Here is a 22,271-nt window from a genome sequence, read left to right as displayed (position 1 = left end):
TGATGCCGGCCGGCGGCACTTTTTTAACCGCTGGCGGCCCCTGTGGGGCAACTGCTATACTATGCGGGCCGCTTCTGCGGCCCGATAGCTTCCCTTCTGGTTGTTATCGCTGCTTTTTTTACTATGTACTACCCTTCCTCAAGAGCGCCGGCATCCCGTCGGCACGTATGGATAGATTATGTTAAACAGTATTTTACTGATTCTTTTTCTGATCGCGGTGAGTGCGTTCTTCTCACTGTCGGAAATCTCTCTGGCCGCCTCGCGCAAGATCAAACTGAAGCTGATGGCTGACGAAGGTAACGTCAACGCCGCCAGAGTGCTCAAGCTGCAAGAAACCCCTGGCATCTTTTTCACCGTGGTGCAGATCGGCCTGAACGCCGTGGCCATCCTCGGCGGTATCGTCGGCGACGCGGCTTTCTCGCCCACTTTCAAGGTGTTGTTCGATCGTTTCCTGTCGCCCGAATTGGCGGAACAGGTCAGCTTCATCTGCTCTTTCGTGCTGGTGACCAGCCTGTTTATCCTGTTCGCCGATTTGACCCCGAAGCGCATCGGTATGATTGCACCAGAGACGGTCGCCGTCCGGATCATCAACCCGATGCGTTTCTCCATCATGATCTTCCGCCCGCTGGTGTGGTTCTTCAACGGCATGGCCAACCTGATCTTCCGTATGTTCAAGCTGCCGATGGTGCGTAAAGACGACATCACCTCCGATGACATCTATGCGGTGGTGGAAGCCGGCGCCCTGGCGGGCGTACTGCGCAAACAGGAGCACGAGCTGATTGAAAACGTGTTCGAACTGGAATCGCGCACCGTGCCGTCTTCGATGACCTCGCGCGAAAGCGTGGTGTACTTCGATCTGCGCGAAAGCGAAGAGAGCATCAAGGAGAAAGTCTCGACTCACCCGCACTCCAAGTTCCTGGTGTGCGACGGCCATATCGATCAGGTGGTCGGCTACGTCGATTCCAAAGACCTGCTGAACCGCGTGCTGGGCAACCAAAGCCTGGTGCTGAGCAGCGGCGTGCAGATCCGCTCGGCGCTGATCGTGCCGGACACGCTGACGCTGTCCGAAGCGCTGGAAAGCTTCAAAACCGCCGGCGAAGACTTCGCGGTGATCCTCAATGAATATGCGTTGGTGGTGGGCATCATCACCCTTAACGACGTGATGACCACGCTGATGGGCGATCTGGTCGGCCAGGGCCAGGAAGAGCAGATCGTGGCGCGCGACGAAAGTTCATGGCTGATTGAAGGCGGCACGCCGATCGACGACGTGATGCGCGTGCTGGACATCGACGAGTTCCCGCAGGCGGGCAACTACGAGACCATCGGCGGCTTTATGATGTATATGCTGCGCAAGATCCCGAAACGCACCGACTTCGTCAAATACGCCGGCTACAAGTTCGAAGTGGTGGATATCGACAGCTACAAGATAGACCAGCTGCTGGTCACCCGGCTGAGCGACAAGCCCGCGGCGGTGCTGCCGAAAGCGCCGGACGACACGCCTGCGGCCTGACGGCGGTAAGACAAAAACATCAGCGGCCCCATCGGGGCCGCATTTTTTTACCGCTGTCAGCGAGGTGCTCACCCCATCTCGGTCTGCAACAGCAGCACCTGACGGTTCACTTCAGACATCACGCTGAAATGGCGCTTGTCGCGAATCTTCGGCGGCAGGATTTTCCCCTCGTCGAATTCAAATGCGCCCACGTCTTTGATATACAGCCTTCCGCGAAACAGGGTCTTAACGTACTTTGCCACTTTCAAAGGGTTATAACGCTGGAAGATTCTCATTCTTTTACGCTCCTCCCGTTGATCCATGCGCTCAGCGAGCCGCCAAAGGTGGCAGCCTCGAAATTCAGAACGCAACTTGATTGCATGTAGTAGACCCAGTAAAGACCAGAACGTTCACTTCTGCCCGGATATCTACGCTGGATTTACACTTTTTGACAGAATTGTATATGATAATTTATAACGTTTTCAGGATATCCCTTCAAAATCTGATGATTAGCGAACCAAGGGAAAATCTGCGATCCGGTTAACAGGACAGACCTCTTATCACATCCTATGCTTTAGGCTGTCGAAGTGCTGTCGCACAAATTCCCCCCATTACAAGGAGAAAGCATGAAAACAAGTCGCATGCTGATGGTATCCCTGCTGCTCGCCCCGCTTTTCGCTTCCGCGCACAACTTCCAGCTCCAGCAGCGCGTGGCGCCGGTCGGCGTCAGCGACAAAGGAGAGCTCAATTACGCTGACGGTAATTTTAGCTACCAGAACTGGAACAGCGCGCAGCTCAGTGGAAAAGTGCGAGTGATACAACATATTGCCGGCCGCAGCTCCGCCAAAGACATGAACGACCCACTGATTGAAGCGATCAAGAAGGCGAAGCTACCACACGATCGTTACCAAACGACGACAATCGTCAACACCGACGATGCCCTGATGGGCACCGCGATGTTCGTGCGCAGCAGTATTGAAGACAGCAAGAAGGAGTTCCCATGGTCGCAGTTTATCGTCGACAGCGACGGCAACGTGCGCAAAGCCTGGGATCTGCAGCCGAAAGGATCCGCCATCGTGGTGCTGGATAAGCAAGGGCGCATCCAGTTCGCCAAAGACGGCGCGCTGACGCCGGAAGAGGTGCAGCAGGTGATGTCCAAGCTGCACCAGCTGTTGGCGAACTAACTCAGAACAGCGACACCCGGAAGCCGGGGTTGAGGAAAGATTCACGCGGGGTATAGAGCAATGGCTTACCCTGCCAATCGTGAATTTGCGCCCCGGCGGCCACCGCCACCGCATGCCCTGCGGCGGTATCCCAAATGTTGGTCGGCCCGAAGCGCGGATAGAGCTGCGCCTTGCCTTCCGCCACCAGACAGAACTTCAGCGAGGAACCGACTGACACGGTCTGGTGCTCGCCCAACTGCTGCAAATAATCTTTCAGTTCGTCATCGATATGCGAGCGGCTCACCACCACCAGCGGCGGATGCGCGTTGCTGACGCCGATCGCCTGCCGCACGCCCTTCTCTTCTTTCCAGGCCTTACCGCGCTCCGCCAGATACAACACGTCGATCGCCGGGGCATACACCACCCCCATCACCGCCTGCCCATCTTCAATCAGGGCGATATTGACCGTGAACTCGCCATTGCGATGTAAAAACTCTTTGGTGCCGTCCAACGGATCGACCAGCCAGTAGCGCGTCCAGCCGCGGCGCTCTTCCCACGCCGGCGGCTCCTCTTCCGACAGCAGCGGCACCTCCGGCGTCAGCGCCGCCAGGCCGCGCTTGATGATATGGTGTGCCGCCAGATCGGCCGCCGTCACCGGTGAATCATCTTTTTTCTGTGCGACATCAAGCGGTTGTTCACCATCGTACACCGCCATGATCGCCGCCCCCGCCTCGCGGGACAGTTGGCAAATTCGCTCTAACATCATGCACCTCAACTCCGCATCTCCGTGGGAAATTTCCCCCTGTCTCTGCTAGCAGACTAGTTTTTTTTACGCCGAATATCCATCTCAACCGCCTAAGCCTCGGGAATTCCTCATTTCTTGTTGGGCACAACTGTGAACTTCCCCGCGTTACCCGCCGCCATTTTCTGCCACACTTCACAGTTTACTGTGGCAAGCAATGTTAATTACATTTCCCTCTGCGATAACACTCGAATAATGGAATGGAGAGAATCCCAAATGATGAAGCATCCACTGACGCTGTCCGCGCTTGCGCTGCTGGTGTGCGCCTCCGCGCAAGCGGCCACCGTCGATCTGCGCGTGCTGGAAACCACCGATCTGCACAGCAACATGATGGACTTCGATTACTACAAGGACACGCCGACCGACAAGTTCGGCCTGGTGCGCACCGCCAGCCTGATCCAACAGGCGCGCCAGCAGGCCGCCAACGCGGTGTTGGTGGACAACGGCGACATCATTCAGGGCAGCCCGCTCGGCGACTACATGGCGGCCAAGGGGCTGAAACCGGGCGACGTGCACCCGGTCTATAAGGCGATGAACACGCTGGACTACGTCGTCGGCAACATCGGCAACCATGAGTTCAACTATGGGCTGGACTACCTGAAGAACGCTATCGCGGGCGCCAAATTCCCGTATATCAACGCCAACGTCATCGACGCCAAAACGCAAAAACCGCTGTTCACGCCGTACATCATCGTCGATACGCCGGTGAAAGATCGCGACGGCAAGGCGCATACGCTGCGCATCGGCTACATCGGCTTCGTGCCGCCACAGATCCTGGTGTGGGACAAGGCCAACCTGCAGGGCAAAGTGACGGTGGACGACATCACCGCCACCGCCAAGCGCTACGTGCCGCAGATGCGTAAAGAGGGCGCCGATCTGGTGGTGGCGATCCCGCATTCCGGGCTGTCCAGCGAGCCTTACAAGGCGATGGCGGAAAACTCGGTCTATTACCTCAGCCAGGTGCCGGGCATCGACGCCATCATGTTCGGCCACGCCCATGCGGTGTTCCCGAGCAAGGACTTTGCCAACATCAAAGGCGCGGATATCGACAAAGGCCTGCTGAACGGCGTGCCGGCGGTGATGCCGGGCCAATGGGGCGATCATCTCGGCGTGGTCGACCTGCAGCTCAACAACGATGGCGGCAGCTGGAAAGTGACCGCCGCCAACGCGGAAGCACGGCCGATCTACGACAAAGAGAACAAGAAATCGCTGGCGGCGGAAGACGCCGCGCTGGTGAAAGTGTTGGCGGACGATCACAAGGGCACGCGCGAGTTCGTCAGCCAGCCGATCGGTAAATCCGACGGCAACATGTACAGCTACCTGGCGCTGGTGCAGGACGATCCGACGGTGCAGATCGTCAACAATGCGCAGAAAGCCTACGTCGAACATTACATCCAGGGCGATCCGGACCTGGCCGATCTGCCGGTGCTGTCGGCGGCGGCGCCGTTCAAGGTCGGCGGCCGCAAGAACGATCCCTCCAGCTTCGTCGAAGTGGAAAAAGGCCAGCTCACCTTCCGCAACGCCGCCGATCTCTATCTCTACCCCAATACGCTGGTGGTGGTGAAGGCGAGCGGCAAAGAGGTGAAAGAGTGGCTGGAGTGCTCCGCCGGTCAGTTCAACCAGATCGACGTCAACAGCGCCAAGCCGCAGGGCTTGATCAACTGGGACGGCTTCCGCACCTATAACTTCGACGTGATCGACGGCGTCAACTACCAGATCGACGTCAGCCAGCCGGCGCGCTACGACGGCGAATGCCAACTGATCAACGACAAGGCGGAGCGTATCAAGCAGCTGACCTTCAACGGCAAGCCGATCGATCCGAACGCCACCTTCCTGGTCGCCACCAACAACTACCGCGCCTACGGCGGCAAATTTGCCGGCACCGGCGACCAACATATCGCCTTCGCTTCGCCGGATGAAAACCGCTCGGTGCTGGCGGCCTACATCAGCGCCGAAACCCAGCGGCATGGCGCGGTGCGCCCGCAGGCGGACAACAACTGGCGTTTGGCGAACTTCAGCAGCCAGCAGCCGCTGGATATCCGCTTCGAGACCTCGCCTTCGGACAAAGCGACAAGGTTTATCAAAGAGCACGCCCAATATCCGATGAGCGCCGCAGGCAGCGACAGCATCGGCTTCGCGGTTTATCGCATCGATTTAAGCGGTAAGTAACACGGTTTATGGCCGGCGCGCCCGGCCATTCATCGCCCGTCTGCGCGGCGCATAAAATAAGGGCGCCACGAAGGCGCCCAGAACAATCCTCGGTGGGATTACAGGATTTCCAGCAGCTCGACGTCGAACACCAGCGCGCTGAACGGCGGGATGGACGCGCCTGCGCCACGCTCGCCGTAGGCCAGGTTGTGCGGGATATACAGCTGCCATTTGGAGCCGACCGGCATCAGGGTCAGCGCTTCGATCCAGCCTGGGATCACGCCGCTGACCGGGAATTCTGCCGGCTGGCCGCGTTCAACCGAGCTGTCGAACACGTCGCCGTTGATCAGACGGCCGGTGTAGTGCACACGCACGCGATCCTGACGGGACGGAATTGGGCCGTTGCCCTGCTCCAGTACGGAGAACTGCAGGCCAGACTCGGTCAGCGTCACGTCATCGCGCTTGGCGTTGTCGTCCAGGAATTTCTGGCCTTCAACCGCCATCGCCTGCTGGCGCTCGCGGCGCACCGCGTCCGCACGCTCGTGGATTTCACGCAGCGCACGGTGCACCACGTCTACCGGAACCGCCGGGGCATTCCCTTCCAGCGCGTCACGCAGACCCGCCAGCAAAGCTTCCGGTTGCAAACCTTCCAGCCCGGACTCTTGCAGCTGCTGGCCGACCTGTAAACCAATCCCGTAACTTGCTTGCGCTTCAACGCTGTCAAAAGAAGGGGTTGTCATGGGGTTTTCCTTAAGTCTGTAAAAAGTCGAAAGCGCAGCATAACAGCGCGTCAATGCCGGGTAAAATCTTGTGTGGAGAATGATGACTTTTGTCGTAGAAAAAGAAACAATAACCTTCTGTTAACGCCCGCAGCCGCAAACCCCGGCTCTGCCGCTCAGCCGCCTTTCACTTCAATCAGTTAGCGGACTATACTGAAAGCAGGATATCGGGCAGGCGACGCGTTTGCCGCGCCGCACTGATTATTACGCCGTCGAAGAGAGGTCACCATGGGCAGAATCGCGCCCAGGAGAAGGAAAACCACCCGCATCTACCAGCCGCTGCTGCGCACCTGGCTGAACATCAGCCAGCGCCTGAAACCAGGCGCCGCACCCACGGCTGAAGGCGCGGAACCGCCATCGGAGCCGCCGTCGGCCAACGACAAAATGCAGCGGGTCAAAGCGCTGCTGATTAAAGTCTGGCATCTGCCGGACGGTTTCCATTGGATGGAACCGCTGCCCTACTTTCATCGCCGCTGGGTGCTGATCTTCGGCATCATTCTGCTGCTGGCGTTGCTATGGCCCTACTCGCCCGAAAGACAGCCGTTCCCGGTCTCTCAGCAGGAAACCAGCGTGCCGCTGCAGGCCGAGCTGCAAAACGGCGGTAGCGCCGCCACGCCTGCCAACGAACCGACGCCGGCAGGCAACTGGCAGCGTTATCAGATCCAGCCCGGCCAGACCCTGGCCCAACTGTTTCGCGACAACAATCTGCCGGTGAATGAAGTGTTCGCCATGGCACAGGTGGAAGGCGGCGACAAGCCGCTGAGCAACATGAAAGCCGGCCAGGAAGTGCGCATCGAACGCGACGCCAACGGTGTGATTAGCGCGCTGTCGGTCACCACGGCAGACAACAGCCAGGCGCTGTTCCGCCGCCAGGCCGACGGCAGCTACCGCCGGGAACGCTAATCTCTACAGCTGCGCCAGCAGAAACTCGCGCAGCACCACGCCCTGATTGTGCTCGGTATCTTTGCTGCCATACAGCAACGTCAGCGTTTGCCCCTGCCGTAACAGCGCCACCAGCGGCTGCCAGGCGTCGTTGGCCGCCAGCTGTTGGCGATAGCGCGTCTCAAAGGCTTCCCACTGGTCGGTATGCTGATGGAACCACTTGCGCAGCTCGTCATCCGGCGCCACCTGTTTCAACCACTGCACGCCCGTCAACCGCTCTTTGCTGATGCCGCGCGGCCATAGCCGGTCTATCAGATAACAGTGTTCCGGCGCCGGCGCGCTGAAATCGTAAACCCGCTGTAGCGTAATCGTTGCCATCGCACGCTCTCCTTTTCATCCCGTCTTCAAGCGTAGCGCGTTTTGCCGGGCGCAGAAAAGCAAAACGCCAGCGCGAGGCTGGCGTTTTAACCGGTTAACAGCAGCGTAAATTACGCTTCTGCAACCACAACTACATTCAGCTGTGCGAACACGTCGCTGTGTACCTGGAAGTGCACTTCGTGCTCGCCAGTGGTACGCAGAACGCCGTTCGGCAGACGAACTTCGCTCTTGGCAACTTCAACGCCTGCCGCAGTCACTGCGTCAGCGATGTCGCGGGTGCCGATAGAGCCGAACAGTTTACCTTCGTCGCCAGATTTGGAAGCGATGGTGACTGAACCCAGTTCGTTGATCTTGGTTGCGCGAGCTTCAGCAGCAGCCAGAACGTCAGCCAGTTTGGCTTCCAGTTCAGCACGGCGTGCTTCGAAGAACTCAACGTTTTTCTTGGTAGCAGGAACAGCTTTGCCCTGTGGTACCAGGAAGTTACGAGCGTAGCCCGCTTTAACGTTAACTTGATCACCCAGGCTGCCCAGGTTTGCTACTTTATCAAGCAGAATAACTTGCATTACCTTATCCTCTCAAAGTCGTTAATGGACAGTGGCCGATTACTGATGACGATCAGTGTACGGCAACAAAGACAGGTAGCGCGCGCGCTTGATAGCACGGGCCAGCTGGCGCTGATATTTTGCACGAGTACCGGTGATACGGCTCGGTACAATTTTACCACTTTCGGTGATGTAGTTTTTCAGCGTAGCGATGTCTTTATAGTCAATCTCTTGAACGCCTTCCGCGGTGAAACGGCAGAACTTGCGACGACGGAAATAACGTGCCATTTGGCTAGTCTCCAGAATCTATCAATTCAATCTGCTCGGCATGCAGAACCAATTTGCTCAGCCCGTTGCGCCCTTGATGGCAGCTTACAAAGCCTTGCACGGTAATCTGACTGCCGACCGTTAATCTTTGAGTTAGTGCTTGTGACTGTTGTCCGCTGACAACCACGGGCATTCGGCACCATGCTTGTCTGCTGAATCCGGCTTCCGTCTGCTGCGAACGGTGCTCTAGCACAAATTGGCAGTGCGGTATCCCGGAAGGACTCACTTTTCGAACCGGCGCCTTGCACACAGTGCCCGACAAAACCAGACGATTAGCCGTCACGGCGGCAATTACTCTTCAGAATCCCCAGCATCTGCATCATCTGCGGTTTCGTTAGCGAAATCTTCGCGGCGATCGCCACGACGTTCGTCTTTCGCTTTAACCATCGGAGATGCTTCGGTTACCGCGTGCTTAACGCGCATAACCATGCTGCGGATAACGGCGTCGTTGAAGCGGAAGTTAGTTTCCAGCTCATCGATCGCTTCCTGCGGCGCTTCAACGTTCAGCAGAACGTAGTGAGCTTTGTGCAGTTTGTTGATCGGATAAGCCAGCTGACGGCGGCCCCAGTCTTCCAGACGGTGAATCTGACCTTGCGCGTTAGTGATGGTAGCACTGTAACGCTCGATCATGCCCGGAACCTGTTCGCTTTGGTCAGGATGGACCATAAAAACGATTTCGTAATGACGCATCGAATTGCTCCTTACGGATTATTCAGCCTCCTGTCAGGGTCAACCGCGGCCCATGGAAGCAAGGAACGTGTTTAGTGTGCGGCTGAAAAATGACGCGTAATCATACTGACGCAGGGCGGGAAACTCAAGGACTGCGTGGGTTTTATTCGCGTTAATACGACGCGCTATGGGAAATAGCACGATTTGCTCGTGAGTGAACCTATGTACGCCGATCCATCAGTTTCAAAAATCTTTCAATGAAATCAGCGTTGAGTCACAAATCTATTTCACTTTTTTTGAAGGATGCCTTCAAAACACCCCGCTTTTTAATCGCCGGCAACGGACTAAAATTAACCATATCCGCCGCAGACAGCGCGACGAAAAAGATCCCAGGTTATTCAATGCAGATAAATGACTTTTTGCCGCAGCGACACTCGCTGTCAGGCCGTAACGGCAAAAAGTAAGAGAGGCACTATGAAACGCATTATTCTCGCGACGGCGCTGGCCGCCCTGTTCTCCGCCAATGTGATGGCCGCGACGGAGATCACCTCGCACCAGGCCGATCAACGCCAAAGCGTCGGCTTCGTCACCCTGAACCAGAATGTGGTTTCGCCGGACGACGCCAGCAGCCAGGTCAGTAAAATCGCCGACCAACGCGGCGCAAGCTCTTATCGCATCATCGCCCTGCACGAACCGGGCGACAACAGCACGATGCACGTCAGCGCCGAGCTGTACCGCTAAAGAGACGCGCCACGCCAGGGAAATCCCAGGGCTTCATCAGAAAGCCCGTTCAGTCCGCACCGGAGCGCCGCCCGTTGGGCGCTCCGCTTCCCCCGCCAATCAGAGCTTGAGCAACGCCGGCGCGTTGAGCGCCTTGCCCGGATTGTGCAACTGCAACGCCATCCGCAGATAGTGGGTGCGCATTTGCAGCAGATCGGCACTTTCCGCCAGGGTCGCCCGCTGTTCGAACGAGAGTGCTCCCGGCGCCGCAGTGTGAGTGGCCGCCGCTTTCGGCGCGAAAGAGAACAGTGCCGTCATGTTTTGCACCATATGCGCGGTAATGCGCGACAGCGGATGCACCTTGCCGTCGGCTGCCTCCAGCATCTCGCTGAAGGCCGCTGAGTTAAGCTCGGCGCGCGCTTTCATCGTTCCCATCAAACTGCGATCGGCGTCGGCCGTCTTGCTGATACCCTTTATCATGCCCTGCTCCTTGCTGCCCCAGAAAGAATTCACGCTGACATTCTCCCCTTCATTCGGCCAAACGATGGCCGAAACAGCAGGCACAGAGCGCTGCAATTCCATGCATCGTGCCCGGCGGCGCATCACAGCTCGCGGCGGAAAAAGTCGGCCGTGGCGGACAGCGCCAACGGCGTGATGCGGTGCTTAACCCCTGGCTCGACGAGCGACGTCAAACGGCCATCCGCGCCTTGCCGCCGCAGTTCGGCCGCCAAACGCAGGCTGTCCGCCGCCGGCACCACGTCGTCCGTCTCGCCGTGCCACAGCAACAACGGCCGCCCGGCTATCGTCTCCAAACGCCCTTCCAGCTCATATTCCGCCAGCACGGCGGTGCGCGCGGCAAACGCCGCCGGCGAGAGCACCTCGCCCTCTTCGCCCAACGGCGGATACAGCGTTTGCGCCAGTGAACGGTAATAGCCGGAGCCCATCAGACTGGCGGCCGCCCGGATCCACGGGAAGCGCGCGAAGGCGCCAAGCGCGGTCATGCCGCCCATTGAGGCGCCGGCAACGCCGGTGCGTCCGTCGGCAATCAGGCCAAGCCGCTCAAAATGTGCCTTGATCTGCGGCAGCTCGTCGATATTGCTGCGCAGGATCTCCCAGAACGCCGCCAGGCGCCGCGTCTCATCGCCGTCGAACCGCTCGCCGTGCCGATCGGCATCCGGCAGCACCGCCCGAAAACCGGCGCGCGCCAGCGCATAGGCGAAGTAGGCGTACACCTCTTTCGACGAGGTATAGCCATGGCAGAAGAACACCGTCGGCAGCGGCCGATGATACTGCCCCGCCGGCACCGCATGGATCACCGCAATATCGCCCGCCCGCTCGTCATGAATTTCGATCATCCGTTCATCCTCAACTCACCTGTTGGCATTCATCATGACAAACTTGCGCCAGCCAGCGTTAGCTCAATCTGTTCCAGCTTATATTGCGTTACACTGAAGCCATCGCACCGGCTCTTTCGAGGTTCCCATGACGTTTGTCCGCACACTTATCGCCCTGACGCTGGCCGCACAGCTTTCCGCCTGCGGCATCATGACCACCACGCCGAAACCGCCGCCGCCGCCCACCACACAGGCGCAGGAGATCGTCCGCGCGCAGACCGCCGAGCTGGTGAAAATCGGCACCGTCACCGCCGTGGTACGCGGCAGCCCGATGGACGTGGAAGCGGAGATCCAGCGCAAGGCCACCGCCGCCGGCGCCCGTTATTATGTGATCATCATGAACAGCGAAACCGTCGTGCCGGGCCAATGGTATTCCCAGGCGATCCTGTATCGCTAAGGCGGGGATTTTTTAAGCAGATTTACACTGGCTTTGCACAGGCTGAAGCAGGGTGTTGCACACTGAGGGACAGCATGCCGCATGTTGCGGGTGCGATTCAGGATCTGACGAAGGGGAACGCCATGAAACGCTCCACCGCACTCACCTCCCTCTTGCTTTCCATGGGGTTGCTCAGCACCGGCGCACAGTCCGCCGAGCTGGCGCCCGCCGATCGCGTGACGCCGCTCAGTGAAATCGCCGAGATCACCTTCAGCGATCTGCCCGGCTCGCCGCAGGAAGCGGAACTGGCCATCGCCCGCACCGCCGGCCAACACGGCGCCAGCTATTACCGCATCCTGCGGATGGAAGAGCAGGCGCACCCGCTTGGCTGGCGCGCCTCGGCCATCTTATACCTTTAGTAGCTCATGCAAGCCGCATTCAACACGCCGCCGCTGACGGAGACGCCCCCCAGGAAAATCCCGGCGGCCAGGTGATTCGCTTCTATCTTGTCGCTGATGCGCGGCATGTAGATCTTCACGGCCGCGAACAGCAGCAGTTGCACCACCAGCGCCACCACGCCCCACAGCAGGTAATCCAGCAGGCTGATCGAGTTGATCGCCGCGCTGGCCAGCGGGATCACATACCCCAGGCAGGCGCCGATGAAAGCAAAGGCGGCGGATTGATTATCGGCCTTGATCAACGCCCATTCGTCGTGCGGGGTGATGCGGGTATAGACGAACAGAAACACCAAAATCATGGCGAAACCGCTGAAGAAGTAAGAGGCGAACGCCGCCAACGCGCTGAGAATATCCATGTGCATTTTCCTGTCAGAGTGAGGCTGAATTAAAAAGGTTTTCGCCGCCGCGCGCCACCCTTTTCCCTAACCGCCGATGGCGCGGTTCAGCAGCAGTTCGCACACCTCGGCCGACAGCAGGCTCTCGCCGCGATGATCCAGCGTCAGGTGGCACCAGGCGTCGGCGATCTGCGGGCTGGCATGCTGCAGCAGCTGCGCGGCGCAGCACAGGTCGAACAGCTGCTGGGTCAGCAGCCGCCCCATCTCTTCACGCGGTTGCCGGGCGCGCTGCTGCCACTGCCGCCAGGCGTGATCGAACAACCGATTCTGGCCGCGCACCGGCTGCAGCTCGAACTGCAACATCTCGAGCGCGCCCGGCAGTTTATGCAGACTGCGCAACACGTCCAGACACATGATGTTGCCGGAGCCCTCCCAGATGCTGTTCACCGGCATTTCACGGTACAGGCGCGGCAGCTCGCTCTCTTCGCAGTAGCCGATGCCGCCCAGCACCTCCATCGCCTCGGCGATGAACGGCATGCCCTGGCGGCAGATGCTGTATTTGGCCGCCGGCGTCAGCAGGCGGCTGTAGATCAGCTCGCCCTCATTGCTGCGACTTTCCCAGGCGCGAGCCAGCCGGAACAGCAACGCGGTATGCCCTTCCAGCCGCAGCGCCATGCGCGCCAGAACCTGGCGCATTAGCGGTTGTTCGATCAACAGCTTACCGAATGCCTGCCGCTGCAGCGCATGATACAACGCCACCGACAACCCGCGGCGCATCAGACCGTGGCTGCCCAGCGAGCAGTCGAAACGGGTCAGGCCACCCATTTTCAGGATATGCCGCACGCCGTCGCCCTCATCGCCCAGCAGCCAGGCCGCGGCGTCCTGAAACTCCACCTCGCTGCTGGCGTTGGAGCGGTTGCCCAGCTTGTCTTTCAGCCGTTCCAGGCGAATGGCGTTGCGGCTGCCGTCCGGCAAAATGCGCGGCAGGAAGAAGCAGGACAGCCCGCCTTCGGCCTGCGCCAGCACCAGGTGCGCATCGCTCTGCGGCACCGAGAAGAACCACTTGTGCCCCACCAGCCGGTAGGCTTCGCCCGGCCCACGCGCGCCGAGCGGCACGGCGGTGGTGGTATTGCTCAAGACATCGGAGCCGCCCTGCTTCTCCGTCATGCCCATGCCGATCAGCAGGCCGCGCTTTTGCCCGCCCGGCAGCAGGTGAGCGTCATAACGATCCGACAGCAACGGCGTCAGCCAGGAGCGAAACTCGGCCGGTAACGCCTGCTGCAGCAGCGGCGTGGCGCCGAAGGTCATGGTCACCGGGCACAGCGTGCCGGCCTCGACCTGCGCATGCAGCATAAAGCGCGCGGCGCGCGCCACGAAGGAACCGATGCGCGCATCCTCCTGCCAGGGCAGGTTGTGCACCCGGTTGGCGATCAGCCCCTGCATCAGGATATGCCAGGCCGGGTGAAAGCGGACGTCGTCCAGTCGCTGGCCGGTGGCGTCGTAGCGCAGCAGCTCCGGCGGGTTGGCGTTGGCCAGCCGCCCCAGCTCCAGCGACTCCTGCGTGCCGAGCTGCTGGCCCAGCGAAGCCAATACCTCGGCGTCCCAACCGCCTTGCTCGCGCTGCAACGCTTCACGCAGCGGCGTATCGGAGAGAAACAGGTTGCTGTTGCCCAGCGGCTTGGGTTGGTTAAAAACGGTGTGCGTAGTCCAGACCATGAGAGTGCTCCCTGAAAAAAGCGTCAGGAGTAAGTATGGTCGGCGCAGGGATTTCTGCCGCAGGCGGGATCACAAGAGGGGGAATTAACGGGGGCACTGCGCCCCCGTCAGGAGAATCAGCCGCGCTGACGCACCGCTTCGAACAGGCAGATGCCGGTGGCGACCGACACGTTCAGCGAAGAGACGGTACCGGCCATCGGGATGCTGATCAGCTCGTCGCAGTGTTCGCGGGTCAGGCGGCGCATGCCTTCGCCTTCCGCGCCCATCACCAGCGCCATCGGGCCGGTCATTTTGCTCTGATACAGCGTATGGTCGGCTTCACCGGCGGTACCCACCACCCAGACATTCATCTCTTGCAGCAGACGCAGCGTACGCGCCAGGTTGGTCACGCGGATCAGCGGCACGTTTTCAGCCGCGCCGCAGGCCACTTTCTTGGCGGTGGCGTTCAGCTGGGCGGAACGGTCGCGCGGCACGATCACCGCGTGCACGCCGGCCGCGTCGGCGCTGCGCAGGCAGGCACCGAGGTTGTGCGGGTCGGTCACGCCATCCAGCACCAGCAGGAACGGCGTCTCCACGCTTTCCAGCAGGCCTGGCAGATCGTTCTCCTGATACTGACGCCCTTCGCGCACCCGGGCGATGATCCCCTGGTGCACCGCGCCTTCAACCTTGTCATCCAGCCATTGGCGGTTCGCCACCTGGATCACGATGCCGGTCGCTTCCAGCTCGGCGATCAGCGGTTGCAGGCGGCGATCTTCGCGGCCTTTCAGGATAAACACTTCCAGGAAGCGTTGCGGGTCGCGCTCTAACAGGGCTTTGACGGCGTGGATGCCGTAAATAATTTCGCTCATGATGCTCTTTTAAATTCGTGCGGCCGGCGATAACCGGCCGATGATAACGATGTGCGGCAGGTTAGGCCTGCTCGGCACCTTTCTTCTTGGCTGCGCGTTTGGCTTTGGTCGCCGCCGCGATTTTCCGCGTTTTGTCGGACGCTTTCTTGGCTTTCTTTTTCGCCTTCTTCACGTTGTCCGCAGGCTTGGCGTCATCCTGCTTGCGGAAGGCGCTGTCCGGCTCGAAGTTGGCCGGCGGTTTGCCGCCGCGGCGCTTGCCGCGCCCTGCGCTACCGTTGTCGCGCAGCGTACGCTGGCCGCCTTTCTTGGCGCGATCGCGCTCGGTTTTGCCTTCACCGCGCGCTTTGCGGGTGCTGGACACCAGCGCGAAGTCGATCTTGCGCTCGTCCATATGCACCGCGTCCACGCGGATCTCCACCGTATCCCCCAGGCGATAGACCGTGCCGGAAGACTCGCCGATCAGGCGCTGGCCGATATTATCGTAGCGATAGTAATCATTATCCAGCGTTGATACGTGCACCAGCCCGTCGATAAACAGATCGTTCAGGCGCACGAAGAAGCCGAAGCCGGTCACGCTGGAGATGATGCCGCTGAACACTTCACCGACGTGATCCTGCATGAAGTCGCACTTCAGCCAGTCGGCGACGTTGCGCGTCGCTTCGTCCGCGCGACGCTCGGTCATCGAGCAGTGTTCGCCCAGCTGCAGCATCTCTTCAAATTCGCTGTGCCAGCCGCCGGTCGGCGTCCAGCGCTCTTTCGGCTCGCCGTGTTCTTTGGCCAGCTGATATTTGATCGCGCGGTGCAGCGCCAGATCCGGATAACGGCGGATCGGCGAGGTGAAGTGGCCGTAAGACGCCAGCGCCAGGCCGAAGTGGCCGCGGTTTTCCGGATCGTAAATCGCCTGTTTCATCGAGCGCAGCAACATGGTTTGCAGCATTTCGTGGTCAGGGCGCTCAGACACTTCATCCATCAGCACCGCATAGTCCTTCGGCTGCGGCTTATTGCCGCCGCCCAGCGTCAGCCCCAGTTCGCTCAGCACGCTGCGCAGTGCGGAGATGTGATCGTCGCTTGGACGATCGTGCACGCGGTACAGCGCCGGCTCGTTGCGTTTCTCGACGAAGCGCGCGGCCGCCACGTTGGCCATGATCATGCACTCTTCGATCAGCTTGTGGGCGTCGTTGCGCACCGTCGGCTCTACGCGCTCGATGCGACGCTCGGCGTTGAAGATGAATTTGGCTTCTTCGGTTTCGAACGCGATGCCGCCGCGCTCGGCGCGCGCCTTATCCAGCACCTTGTACATGGCGTGCAGCTCTTCCAGGTGCTTGACCAGCGGATGGTAATGCTCGCGCAGCTCCTGATCGCCCTGCAGAATGTGCCACACCTTGTTGTAGGTCAGGCGGGCATGGGAGCTCATCACCGCCTCGTAGAACTTGGCCGTGGACAGGCGCCCCTGGGCGGAGATGGTCATCTCGCACACCATGCACAGGCGATCGACCTGCGGGTTCAGGGAGCACAGCCCGTTGGACAGCACTTCCGGCAGCATCGGGATCACCTGCGACGGGAAATACACCGAGTTGCCGCGGCTGCGCGCTTCATCGTCCAGCGCGGTGCGCGGACGCACGTAGTAGCTGACGTCGGCGATCGCCACCCACAGGCGCCAACCGCCGCCGCGTTTTTTCTCGCAGTACACGGCGTCATCGAAGTCGCGCGCGTCTTCACCATCGATGGTGACCAACGGCAGCTTGCGCAGATCGACGCGGCCCTTCTTGGCCGCTTCCGGCACCTGTTCGCTGAGATCGGCCACCTGTTTTTCCACCTGCGGCGGCCAGGTATGCGGGATCTCATGGGTGCGCAGCGCGATGTCCACCGCCATGCTGGTGCCCATCTTGTCGCCGAGGATCTCAACGATCTTGCCAACCGCCTTGGTGCGGCGGGTCGGACGCTGAGTCAACTCCACCACCACCATAAAGCCCATGCGCGCGCCGCTGACGCTGTCCGCCGGGATCAGAATATCGAAGCTCAGACGGCTGTCGTCCGGCACCACGAAGCCGGTACCGGCGTCCATGAAGAAGCGGCCGACGATCTGGCTGGTTTTCGGCACCAGCACGCGCACGATGCGCGCTTCGCGGCGCCCTTTGCGATCCGCGCCCAGCGCCTGCGCCAGCACCACGTCACCGTGGATCGCCATTTTCATCTGTTCGGCGGACAGGTACAGGTCGTCTTTGCTGCCTTCAACGCGCAGGAAGCCGTAGCCGTCACGGTGGCCGATCACCGTGCCGCGCAGCAGATCCAAACGTTCCGGCAGCGCGTAGCACTGGCGGCGGGTAAACACTAACTGTCCATCGCGCTCCATGGCGCGCAGGCGGCGGCGCAGCGCTTCCAGCTGTTCTTCACCGCTGAGACCCAATTCGTTGCCCAGTTCTTCGCGGCTGGCCGGCGTTTCTCTTTTCGCCAAATGGGCCAGGATATATTCACGGCTGGGGATAGGGGATTCGTATTTTTCTGCTTCTCGTTCCAGGAATGGATCTTGTGACATTGCGGTTCCTCCGTTGTCATCAGCAGGATGACGTTGAGCCTTGTCTTCTCAACGTCGTTTTATTCGACAAGCAATAGCTTGTAGAGCGGCGGATTGTCTTCGACCATGTCGGCCAACGTATGCTTATCCAGCTCTTCAAGGAAATTCTGTACGCCCTGGTGGAGCACCTGCTTCAATCGGCAGGCAGGGGTGATGTGGCAAAACTCGCTGCTGCAGTTAACCAGCGCGAGCGGCTCCAGCGCCCGCACCACGTCGCCGAGGCGAATGCTCTCGGCCGGTTTGCCCAAACGGATGCCGCCATGCTTGCCGCGCACCGCCGTGACAAAACCCACCCGGCTCAACTGATTGATGATCTTCACCATATGGTTGCGAGACACGCCATAAACCTCGGTCACTTCCGAGATGCTGGTCATCTTGTCCTGCGGCAACGAGGCCATGTAGATCAACGCCCGCAGGCCATAATCAGTAAAACTTGTTAACTGCACATCTTACCTCTGGGTATCACTTTACCCGTCTGATACGCCGCTTTTCGGCGCTATTCAAAAGATTACTCATTGGATAATAAACCAGCCGGAGAGTTCGTCGCTAATTATTTAGCGAATCCCGCGCCCTAAGGCGGGTTTATGAAAGGATTTTTTGACGTGAAACCGCAATCGGAGGGAGTCAGGATAAAAACAAACCGGGACGCGCCCGGTTTGTTTAATGCCGCAAAGCCTGATTATGCGTCGAACGGGTCGCGCAGGATCATGGTTTCGCTGCGATCCGGGCCGGTAGAGATGATGTCTACCGGTACGCCGGTCACTTCTTCGATGCGCTTGATGTAGTTCAGCGCAGCCTGAGGCAGCTTGCTGTGCTCTTTCACGCCAAAGGTGGTTTCGCTCCAGCCCGGCATGGTTTCGTAGATAGGCTCGATGCCTTCCCAGCCTTCAGCCGCCAGCGGAGTGGTGTCCACTTCGCGGCCGTCCGGCATGCGGTAGCCCACGCAGATCTTCACTTCTTTCAGGCCGTCCAGGACGTCCAGTTTGGTCAGGCAGAAGCCGGACAGAGAGTTGATCTGCACGGCGCGGCGCACCGCTACCGCGTCCAGCCAGCCGGTACGACGACGACGGCCGGTGGTGGCGCCGAACTCGTTACCCTGCTTGCACAGGTACTCGCCGGTTTCATCGAACAGTTCGGTTGGGAACGGACCTGCACCCACGCGAGTGGAGTAGGCTTTCACGATGCCCAGCACGTAGTCCACATAACGCGGGCCGATGCCGGAACCGGTAGCCACGCCGCCGGCGGTGGTGTTGGAAGAGGTGACGTACGGGTAAGTACCGTGGTCGATATCCAGCAGGGTGCCCTGAGCGCCTTCGAACATGATCAGGTCGCCACGCTTGCGCGCGCCGTCCAGCAGTTCGGAAACGTCAACCACCATGGCGGTCAGGATGTCGGCGATAGACAGCACATAGTCCAGCGTCGCCTGATAATCGACGGCGTCAACTTTGTAGTAGTTGACCAGCTGGAAGTTGTGGTAATCGACGATCTCTTTCAGCTTAACGGCGAAGGTTTCTTTGTTGAACAGATCGCCGACGCGCAGGCCGCGACGAGCCACTTTATCTTCGTAAGCCGGGCCGATGCCGCGACCGGTGGTGCCGATCGCTTTCGCGCCGCGCGCTTTCTCACGCGCGTTATCCAACGCAACGTGGTAAGGCAGGATCAACGGGCAAGCTTCAGACAGTAACAGACGTTCGCGTACCGGGATGCCACGCGCTTCGAGTTCACCCATTTCTTTCATCAACGCGTCCGGCGCCAGAACAACACCGTTGCCGATGATGCTGGTGACGTTTTCACGCAGAATACCTGAAGGAATTAAATGAAGAACGGTTTTTTCACCGTTGATTACCAGAGTGTGGCCAGCGTTATGGCCACCTTGGTAGCGCACAACATATTGAGCCCGTTCAGTCAGCAGGTCTACAACCTTGCCTTTACCTTCGTCACCCCATTGGGTGCCCAGTACGACGACGTTCTTACCCATTTTTCAAAATCACCGATTGCTTAAAAATGGATTCTACCACCGTAATTTTCGATTTTCAGCACTTTTAGCATACGATTGCATAAATTTTGGTCTAGACTTTAAAGACCCGTGCGGCCGCTCAACATGTAGTAGATCACGCAGCCCGCAACCACTATTCCACCGCCAAATCGCCGCAGCGTCGCGTCCGGCAACTGCGACATCGCCACAATCATTTTGCGCCAGGCCTGCGGAAACAGCATCGGCCCCAATCCTTCCAGCACCAGAACCAGCCCGAGCGCCAGCCAAATCGTTGAGTTCATGCATCCCCCAAAAACGAGAAAGGGCCCGCGTAAACGGGCCCTCGATCAGATTGCCTGCCGCGCTTATTTGCGCAGGGTATCAGGCGACTTCATGTAGCGGAAGAAATCGCTGTCCGGGCTCAGTACCAGCACGTCCTGATTGTCCTTGAAGCTGGCTTCATAGGCACGCAGGCTGCGGATAAAGGCATAGAAGTCCGGATCCTGGCTGAACGCATTGGCGAACAGCTTGGCTGCTTCGGCATCGCCTTCACCGCGGGTGATACGCGCCTGACGCTCTGCTTCCGCCAGGGTACGGGTCACTTCGTAATCCGCGCTGGCGCGCAGCTTCTCGGCCTCTTCCTGGCCCTGCGAGCGCAGACGACGGGCTACCGCTTCACGCTCGGCGCGCATACGCTGGTAGATGGCGTCGGACACTTCGGCCGGCAGGTTGATCTGCTTGATACGCACGTCGATCACTTCGATGCCCAGCGCCGCCATGCTGTTCGGGTTCACCTGCGGCTGTTTGCCGGTGGTTTCCCGCTCAACGCGCGCCGCCGCAGAGGCGATAGCGTCATCGGCTTCGGTGGTCGCCACTTCTTCGCCGTCGCCCACTGTGCCGGTGTTCAGCGCGTCACGCACGTCAGACATCAGCTTGCCGCGCGAGTCGGTCACGATGTCTTTCACGTCCAGGCGACCGATTTCGGAACGCAGACGGTCGCTGAACTTGCGTTTCAGCAGCACTTCGGCCTGGGAGACGTCGCCGCCGCCGGTCGCCAGATAGTAACGGCTGAAATCGCTGATGCGCCACTTCAGATAGGAGTCGACGATCAGGTCTTTCTTCTCGCTGGTCACGAAGCGATCGGCCTGGTTGTCCATGGTCTGGATACGCGCATCCAGGTTCTTCACGGTCTCAATGAACGGGATCTTGAGGTGCAGACCCGGCGCATACACCAGCGGCTTGTTTTCGCCATCGCGCAGCACCTTGCCGAAGCGCAGCACGATGCCGCGCTGGCCTTCCTGCACCACGAACAGCGAAGCGTACAGCACCACCAGCACCGCGAGGACAATAACTACAAAAGACTTACGCATTGATTACTCTCTCCCTACGCGAGTGGTGTCGTCACGCTGCGCATTCGCCCGGCGCTGCTCCATAACCGATCCGCCGCTGGTGCGCGGAGTGCTGCTGTTGGCAGCCGGCGCAGGATTCGGATTAAGGCGAATCAGGCTGGTATCCTTATTATTGCCGCTCTCCGTCGCCGCGCCTTGGCCGCGCAGCATCTGATCCAGCGGCAGCACCATCAGGTTGTTGCCTTTGTCGCTCACCAACACCTTACGGGTATGGCCCAGCACTTTTTCCATGGTTTCGATATACAGACGCTCGCGGGTGATCTGCGGTGCGGACTTGTATTCCGGCAACAGCTTGGCAAAGCGCGCCACCTCACCCTGAGCTTCCAGGACGGTGCGGTCCTTATAAGCCTTGGAGTCTTCCAGCAGACGCTGCGCCTGGCCGTTCGCACGCGGCTGAACTTCGTTGGCGTAAGCTTCCGCTTCACGGATGTATTGCTGCTCGTTCTCACGCGCGGCGATCGCATCGTCGAACGACGCCTTCACCTCTTCCGGCGGACGCGCCGCCTGGAAGTTGACGTCCAGCAGCGTGATGCCCATGTTGTAAGGACGAATGGTCTCTTCCAGCATGCGCTGCGTATCGTTACGCACCACGGTACGGCCTTCAGTCAGGATGCGATCCATCGAGTATTTGCCGATCACGCCGCGCAGGGCGCTGTCGGTCGCCTGGCTCAGGCTGTCGTCGGCATTGACGACGCTGAACAGGTACGCTTCCGGGTTGGTCACGCGGTACTGCACGTTCATTTCCACGCGCACCACGTTTTCATCGGAGGTCAGCATCACGCCGGACGCTGCCAATTCGCGCACGGACTCCACGTTCACCGGACGCACGTCGTCAATGAAGGTCGGCTTCCAGTTCAGGCCCGGCTGCACCAGATGGCTGAACTTACCGAAACGCGTCACGACGCCGCGCTCGGCTTCCTTGATGGTGTAGAAGCCGCTGGCGGCCCAGATCACCACCACGGCGACCGCCGCGATACCGATAATGCGGCCGCTGAAGCCCGGACCAGAGGTGCCGGTGCCGCCGCTATTGCTGTTGGAGCCTTTGCCCCCGCCGAAACCGCTCAATTTCTTGCTCAGTTTGCGGAAGATATCGTCCAAATCAGGTGGCCCTTGATCACGACCGCCTTTGTTGTTACCGCCAGAGTTGCCGCCATTGTTATTGCTGCTCCCCCACGGGTCGCGGTCCTGTCCGTTATTACCGGGCTGATTCCACGCCATGTTTTAGCTCCATATTCTGTGATTGGGTACTTCAGGCTTTCGCGAAGCATAAATGTAACAGGATATGA

The 22,271-nt window shown here is 59.7% G+C and carries 26 protein-coding genes; 7 read left to right on the top strand and 19 right to left on the bottom strand.

What is annotated here, in order from left to right:
• Positions 1–178: 178 nt before the first annotated feature.
• Positions 179–1,510, top strand: coding sequence for a polyamine export protein PaeA (gene paeA / locus AC2CGI_RS13440; protein ID WP_004933603.1), 1,332 nt, complete (start codon positions 179–181; stop codon positions 1,508–1,510).
• Between the two features lie 68 nt (positions 1,511–1,578).
• Here paeA and AC2CGI_RS13435 read toward each other — a convergent pair whose 3' ends face one another.
• Positions 1,579–1,785: a DUF1107 domain-containing protein gene (locus AC2CGI_RS13435; RefSeq protein ID WP_004933604.1), complete on the bottom strand. Its 207-nt coding sequence runs from the start codon at positions 1,783–1,785 to the stop codon at positions 1,579–1,581.
• A 330-nt stretch (positions 1,786–2,115) separates the two neighbouring features.
• Here AC2CGI_RS13435 and AC2CGI_RS13430 point away from each other — a divergent pair, with 330 nt between their 5' ends.
• Positions 2,116–2,673: a YtfJ family protein gene (locus AC2CGI_RS13430; protein WP_025159587.1), complete on the top strand. Its 558-nt coding sequence runs from the start codon at positions 2,116–2,118 to the stop codon at positions 2,671–2,673.
• A gap of 1 nt (position 2,674) precedes the next feature.
• Here the strand turns inward: AC2CGI_RS13430 and cysQ are convergent, their stop codons facing one another.
• Positions 2,675–3,415 (bottom strand): 3'(2'),5'-bisphosphate nucleotidase CysQ, encoded by a 741-nt coding sequence (gene cysQ / locus AC2CGI_RS13425; RefSeq protein ID WP_076740954.1) that lies wholly within the window; start codon positions 3,413–3,415, stop codon positions 2,675–2,677.
• 255 nt (positions 3,416–3,670) lie between these two features.
• On the opposite strand from cysQ, the gene AC2CGI_RS13420 reads away from it, so the two are divergent.
• Positions 3,671–5,623, top strand: coding sequence for a bifunctional 2',3'-cyclic-nucleotide 2'-phosphodiesterase/3'-nucleotidase (locus AC2CGI_RS13420; RefSeq protein WP_076740832.1), 1,953 nt, complete (start codon positions 3,671–3,673; stop codon positions 5,621–5,623).
• A 98-nt stretch (positions 5,624–5,721) separates the two neighbouring features.
• On the opposite strand, the gene bamJ is transcribed toward AC2CGI_RS13420, so the two are convergent.
• A complete protein-coding gene (bamJ, locus tag AC2CGI_RS13415) occupies positions 5,722–6,342 on the bottom strand; it encodes a BamJ family beta-barrel-assembly machinery protein (protein ID WP_004933618.1) in 621 nt (206 codons plus the stop codon).
• 267 nt (positions 6,343–6,609) lie between these two features.
• On the opposite strand from bamJ, the gene AC2CGI_RS13410 reads away from it, so the two are divergent.
• Positions 6,610–7,284 (top strand): OapA family protein, encoded by a 675-nt coding sequence (locus tag AC2CGI_RS13410; protein WP_016929348.1) that lies wholly within the window; start codon positions 6,610–6,612, stop codon positions 7,282–7,284.
• A 3-nt stretch (positions 7,285–7,287) separates the two neighbouring features.
• On the opposite strand, the gene AC2CGI_RS13405 is transcribed toward AC2CGI_RS13410, so the two are convergent.
• From AC2CGI_RS13405 to rpsF, 5 genes are all read right to left on the bottom strand, one after another.
• Positions 7,288–7,641, bottom strand: a complete 354-nt coding sequence (locus tag AC2CGI_RS13405; RefSeq protein WP_015376398.1) for a DUF488 domain-containing protein — start codon at positions 7,639–7,641, stop codon at positions 7,288–7,290.
• A gap of 110 nt (positions 7,642–7,751) precedes the next feature.
• The gene (gene rplI, locus AC2CGI_RS13400) at positions 7,752–8,204 is read right to left on the bottom strand and encodes a 50S ribosomal protein L9 (protein ID WP_004933629.1); all 453 of its coding nucleotides are present in this window, start codon (positions 8,202–8,204) and stop codon (positions 7,752–7,754) included.
• 39 nt (positions 8,205–8,243) lie between these two features.
• Positions 8,244–8,471: a 30S ribosomal protein S18 gene (gene rpsR, locus AC2CGI_RS13395; protein ID WP_000135199.1), complete on the bottom strand. Its 228-nt coding sequence runs from the start codon at positions 8,469–8,471 to the stop codon at positions 8,244–8,246.
• Positions 8,472–8,475: 4 nt separating this feature from the next.
• Positions 8,476–8,793: a primosomal replication protein N gene (priB, locus tag AC2CGI_RS13390; RefSeq protein WP_004933632.1), complete on the bottom strand. Its 318-nt coding sequence runs from the start codon at positions 8,791–8,793 to the stop codon at positions 8,476–8,478.
• Between the two features lie 8 nt (positions 8,794–8,801).
• The gene (rpsF, locus tag AC2CGI_RS13385) at positions 8,802–9,200 is read right to left on the bottom strand and encodes a 30S ribosomal protein S6 (RefSeq protein WP_004933634.1); all 399 of its coding nucleotides are present in this window, start codon (positions 9,198–9,200) and stop codon (positions 8,802–8,804) included.
• Between the two features lie 453 nt (positions 9,201–9,653).
• Between rpsF and AC2CGI_RS13380 the strand changes: the two genes are divergently transcribed.
• Positions 9,654–9,920, top strand: a complete 267-nt coding sequence (locus AC2CGI_RS13380) for a YdgH/BhsA/McbA family protein (RefSeq protein ID WP_004933636.1) — start codon at positions 9,654–9,656, stop codon at positions 9,918–9,920.
• A 99-nt stretch (positions 9,921–10,019) separates the two neighbouring features.
• On the opposite strand, the gene AC2CGI_RS13375 is transcribed toward AC2CGI_RS13380, so the two are convergent.
• Positions 10,020–10,379, bottom strand: coding sequence for a hypothetical protein (locus tag AC2CGI_RS13375; RefSeq protein ID WP_076740831.1), 360 nt, complete (start codon positions 10,377–10,379; stop codon positions 10,020–10,022).
• 122 nt (positions 10,380–10,501) lie between these two features.
• On the bottom strand, positions 10,502–11,254 hold the full coding sequence (yjfP, locus tag AC2CGI_RS13370; RefSeq protein WP_076740830.1) for an esterase: 753 nt from the start codon (positions 11,252–11,254) through the stop codon (positions 10,502–10,504).
• A 127-nt stretch (positions 11,255–11,381) separates the two neighbouring features.
• Here yjfP and bsmA point away from each other — a divergent pair, with 127 nt between their 5' ends.
• Positions 11,382–11,690 (top strand): biofilm peroxide resistance protein BsmA, encoded by a 309-nt coding sequence (gene bsmA / locus AC2CGI_RS13365; RefSeq protein ID WP_004933642.1) that lies wholly within the window; start codon positions 11,382–11,384, stop codon positions 11,688–11,690.
• Positions 11,691–11,812: 122 nt separating this feature from the next.
• Positions 11,813–12,088: a YdgH/BhsA/McbA family protein gene (locus tag AC2CGI_RS13360; protein ID WP_033633541.1), complete on the top strand. Its 276-nt coding sequence runs from the start codon at positions 11,813–11,815 to the stop codon at positions 12,086–12,088.
• Here the strand turns inward: AC2CGI_RS13360 and AC2CGI_RS13355 are convergent.
• The 9 genes from AC2CGI_RS13355 to hflK form a co-directional block, all read right to left on the bottom strand.
• Positions 12,085–12,483 (bottom strand): DUF350 domain-containing protein, encoded by a 399-nt coding sequence (locus AC2CGI_RS13355; RefSeq protein ID WP_015376394.1) that lies wholly within the window; start codon positions 12,481–12,483, stop codon positions 12,085–12,087. The two genes, AC2CGI_RS13360 and AC2CGI_RS13355, sit on opposite strands and share 4 nt — an antisense overlap.
• Positions 12,484–12,549: 66 nt before the next feature.
• Positions 12,550–14,178 carry an isovaleryl-CoA dehydrogenase gene (locus AC2CGI_RS13350; protein ID WP_015376393.1) on the bottom strand — a complete coding sequence of 543 codons (1,629 nt, stop codon included), beginning with the start codon at positions 14,176–14,178 and terminating at the stop codon, positions 12,550–12,552.
• Between the two features lie 116 nt (positions 14,179–14,294).
• Positions 14,295–15,026, bottom strand: a complete 732-nt coding sequence (rlmB, locus tag AC2CGI_RS13345; protein WP_004933653.1) for a 23S rRNA (guanosine(2251)-2'-O)-methyltransferase RlmB — start codon at positions 15,024–15,026, stop codon at positions 14,295–14,297.
• A 61-nt stretch (positions 15,027–15,087) separates the two neighbouring features.
• Complete coding sequence (gene rnr / locus AC2CGI_RS13340; protein ID WP_015376392.1) at positions 15,088–17,562, bottom strand: ribonuclease R; 2,475 nt, start codon at positions 17,560–17,562, stop codon at positions 15,088–15,090.
• A gap of 59 nt (positions 17,563–17,621) precedes the next feature.
• Positions 17,622–18,047 (bottom strand): nitric oxide-sensing transcriptional repressor NsrR, encoded by a 426-nt coding sequence (nsrR, locus tag AC2CGI_RS13335; protein ID WP_004933660.1) that lies wholly within the window; start codon positions 18,045–18,047, stop codon positions 17,622–17,624.
• A 233-nt stretch (positions 18,048–18,280) separates the two neighbouring features.
• Entirely contained in the window at positions 18,281–19,579 is a 1,299-nt protein-coding gene (locus AC2CGI_RS13330) for an adenylosuccinate synthase (protein ID WP_004933663.1), read from the bottom strand.
• Positions 19,580–19,677: 98 nt separating this feature from the next.
• Positions 19,678–19,878 (bottom strand): DUF2065 domain-containing protein, encoded by a 201-nt coding sequence (locus tag AC2CGI_RS13325; RefSeq protein WP_004933666.1) that lies wholly within the window; start codon positions 19,876–19,878, stop codon positions 19,678–19,680.
• Between the two features lie 63 nt (positions 19,879–19,941).
• Positions 19,942–20,946 carry a protease modulator HflC gene (gene hflC, locus AC2CGI_RS13320; protein WP_004933669.1) on the bottom strand — a complete coding sequence of 335 codons (1,005 nt, stop codon included), beginning with the start codon at positions 20,944–20,946 and terminating at the stop codon, positions 19,942–19,944.
• A 3-nt stretch (positions 20,947–20,949) separates the two neighbouring features.
• Positions 20,950–22,203 (bottom strand): FtsH protease activity modulator HflK, encoded by a 1,254-nt coding sequence (gene hflK / locus AC2CGI_RS13315; RefSeq protein WP_076740829.1) that lies wholly within the window; start codon positions 22,201–22,203, stop codon positions 20,950–20,952.
• Between the last annotated feature and the right edge of the window lie 68 nt (positions 22,204–22,271).

This window comes from Serratia sp. LSHTC3 (assembly GCF_057197125.1).
The sequence above is the reverse complement of the archived record's forward strand: the minus strand, read 5'-3'. Positions and strand labels throughout refer to the sequence as shown.

Excerpts from the sequence above, each read along its gene's own strand:
- AC2CGI_RS13435 (WP_004933604.1), bottom strand. The coding sequence starts at position 1,785 with ATGAGAATCTTCCAGCGTTATAACCCTTTGAAAGTGGCAAAGTACGTT.
- rpsR (WP_000135199.1), bottom strand. The coding sequence starts at position 8,471 with ATGGCACGTTATTTCCGTCGTCGCAAGTTCTGCCGTTTCACCGCGGAA.
- hflK (WP_076740829.1), bottom strand. The coding sequence starts at position 22,203 with ATGGCGTGGAATCAGCCCGGTAATAACGGACAGGACCGCGACCCGTGG.
- AC2CGI_RS13405 (WP_015376398.1), bottom strand. The coding sequence starts at position 7,641 with ATGGCAACGATTACGCTACAGCGGGTTTACGATTTCAGCGCGCCGGCG.
- AC2CGI_RS13410 (WP_016929348.1), top strand. The coding sequence starts at position 6,610 with ATGGGCAGAATCGCGCCCAGGAGAAGGAAAACCACCCGCATCTACCAG.
- bsmA (WP_004933642.1), top strand. The coding sequence starts at position 11,382 with ATGACGTTTGTCCGCACACTTATCGCCCTGACGCTGGCCGCACAGCTT.
- AC2CGI_RS13375 (WP_076740831.1), bottom strand. The coding sequence starts at position 10,379 with ATGATAAAGGGTATCAGCAAGACGGCCGACGCCGATCGCAGTTTGATG.
- rlmB (WP_004933653.1), bottom strand. The coding sequence starts at position 15,026 with ATGAGCGAAATTATTTACGGCATCCACGCCGTCAAAGCCCTGTTAGAG.
- cysQ (WP_076740954.1), bottom strand. The coding sequence starts at position 3,415 with ATGTTAGAGCGAATTTGCCAACTGTCCCGCGAGGCGGGGGCGGCGATC.
- paeA (WP_004933603.1), top strand. The coding sequence starts at position 179 with ATGTTAAACAGTATTTTACTGATTCTTTTTCTGATCGCGGTGAGTGCG.
- AC2CGI_RS13355 (WP_015376394.1), bottom strand. The coding sequence starts at position 12,483 with ATGGATATTCTCAGCGCGTTGGCGGCGTTCGCCTCTTACTTCTTCAGC.
- rpsF (WP_004933634.1), bottom strand. The coding sequence starts at position 9,200 with ATGCGTCATTACGAAATCGTTTTTATGGTCCATCCTGACCAAAGCGAA.
- rplI (WP_004933629.1), bottom strand. The coding sequence starts at position 8,204 with ATGCAAGTTATTCTGCTTGATAAAGTAGCAAACCTGGGCAGCCTGGGT.
- hflC (WP_004933669.1), bottom strand. The coding sequence starts at position 20,946 with ATGCGTAAGTCTTTTGTAGTTATTGTCCTCGCGGTGCTGGTGGTGCTG.
- AC2CGI_RS13360 (WP_033633541.1), top strand. The coding sequence starts at position 11,813 with ATGAAACGCTCCACCGCACTCACCTCCCTCTTGCTTTCCATGGGGTTG.
- bamJ (WP_004933618.1), bottom strand. The coding sequence starts at position 6,342 with ATGACAACCCCTTCTTTTGACAGCGTTGAAGCGCAAGCAAGTTACGGG.
- AC2CGI_RS13330 (WP_004933663.1), bottom strand. The coding sequence starts at position 19,579 with ATGGGTAAGAACGTCGTCGTACTGGGCACCCAATGGGGTGACGAAGGT.
- AC2CGI_RS13420 (WP_076740832.1), top strand. The coding sequence starts at position 3,671 with ATGATGAAGCATCCACTGACGCTGTCCGCGCTTGCGCTGCTGGTGTGC.
- AC2CGI_RS13350 (WP_015376393.1), bottom strand. The coding sequence starts at position 14,178 with ATGGTCTGGACTACGCACACCGTTTTTAACCAACCCAAGCCGCTGGGC.
- AC2CGI_RS13430 (WP_025159587.1), top strand. The coding sequence starts at position 2,116 with ATGAAAACAAGTCGCATGCTGATGGTATCCCTGCTGCTCGCCCCGCTT.
- yjfP (WP_076740830.1), bottom strand. The coding sequence starts at position 11,254 with ATGATCGAAATTCATGACGAGCGGGCGGGCGATATTGCGGTGATCCAT.
- rnr (WP_015376392.1), bottom strand. The coding sequence starts at position 17,562 with ATGTCACAAGATCCATTCCTGGAACGAGAAGCAGAAAAATACGAATCC.
- AC2CGI_RS13380 (WP_004933636.1), top strand. The coding sequence starts at position 9,654 with ATGAAACGCATTATTCTCGCGACGGCGCTGGCCGCCCTGTTCTCCGCC.
- AC2CGI_RS13325 (WP_004933666.1), bottom strand. The coding sequence starts at position 19,878 with ATGAACTCAACGATTTGGCTGGCGCTCGGGCTGGTTCTGGTGCTGGAA.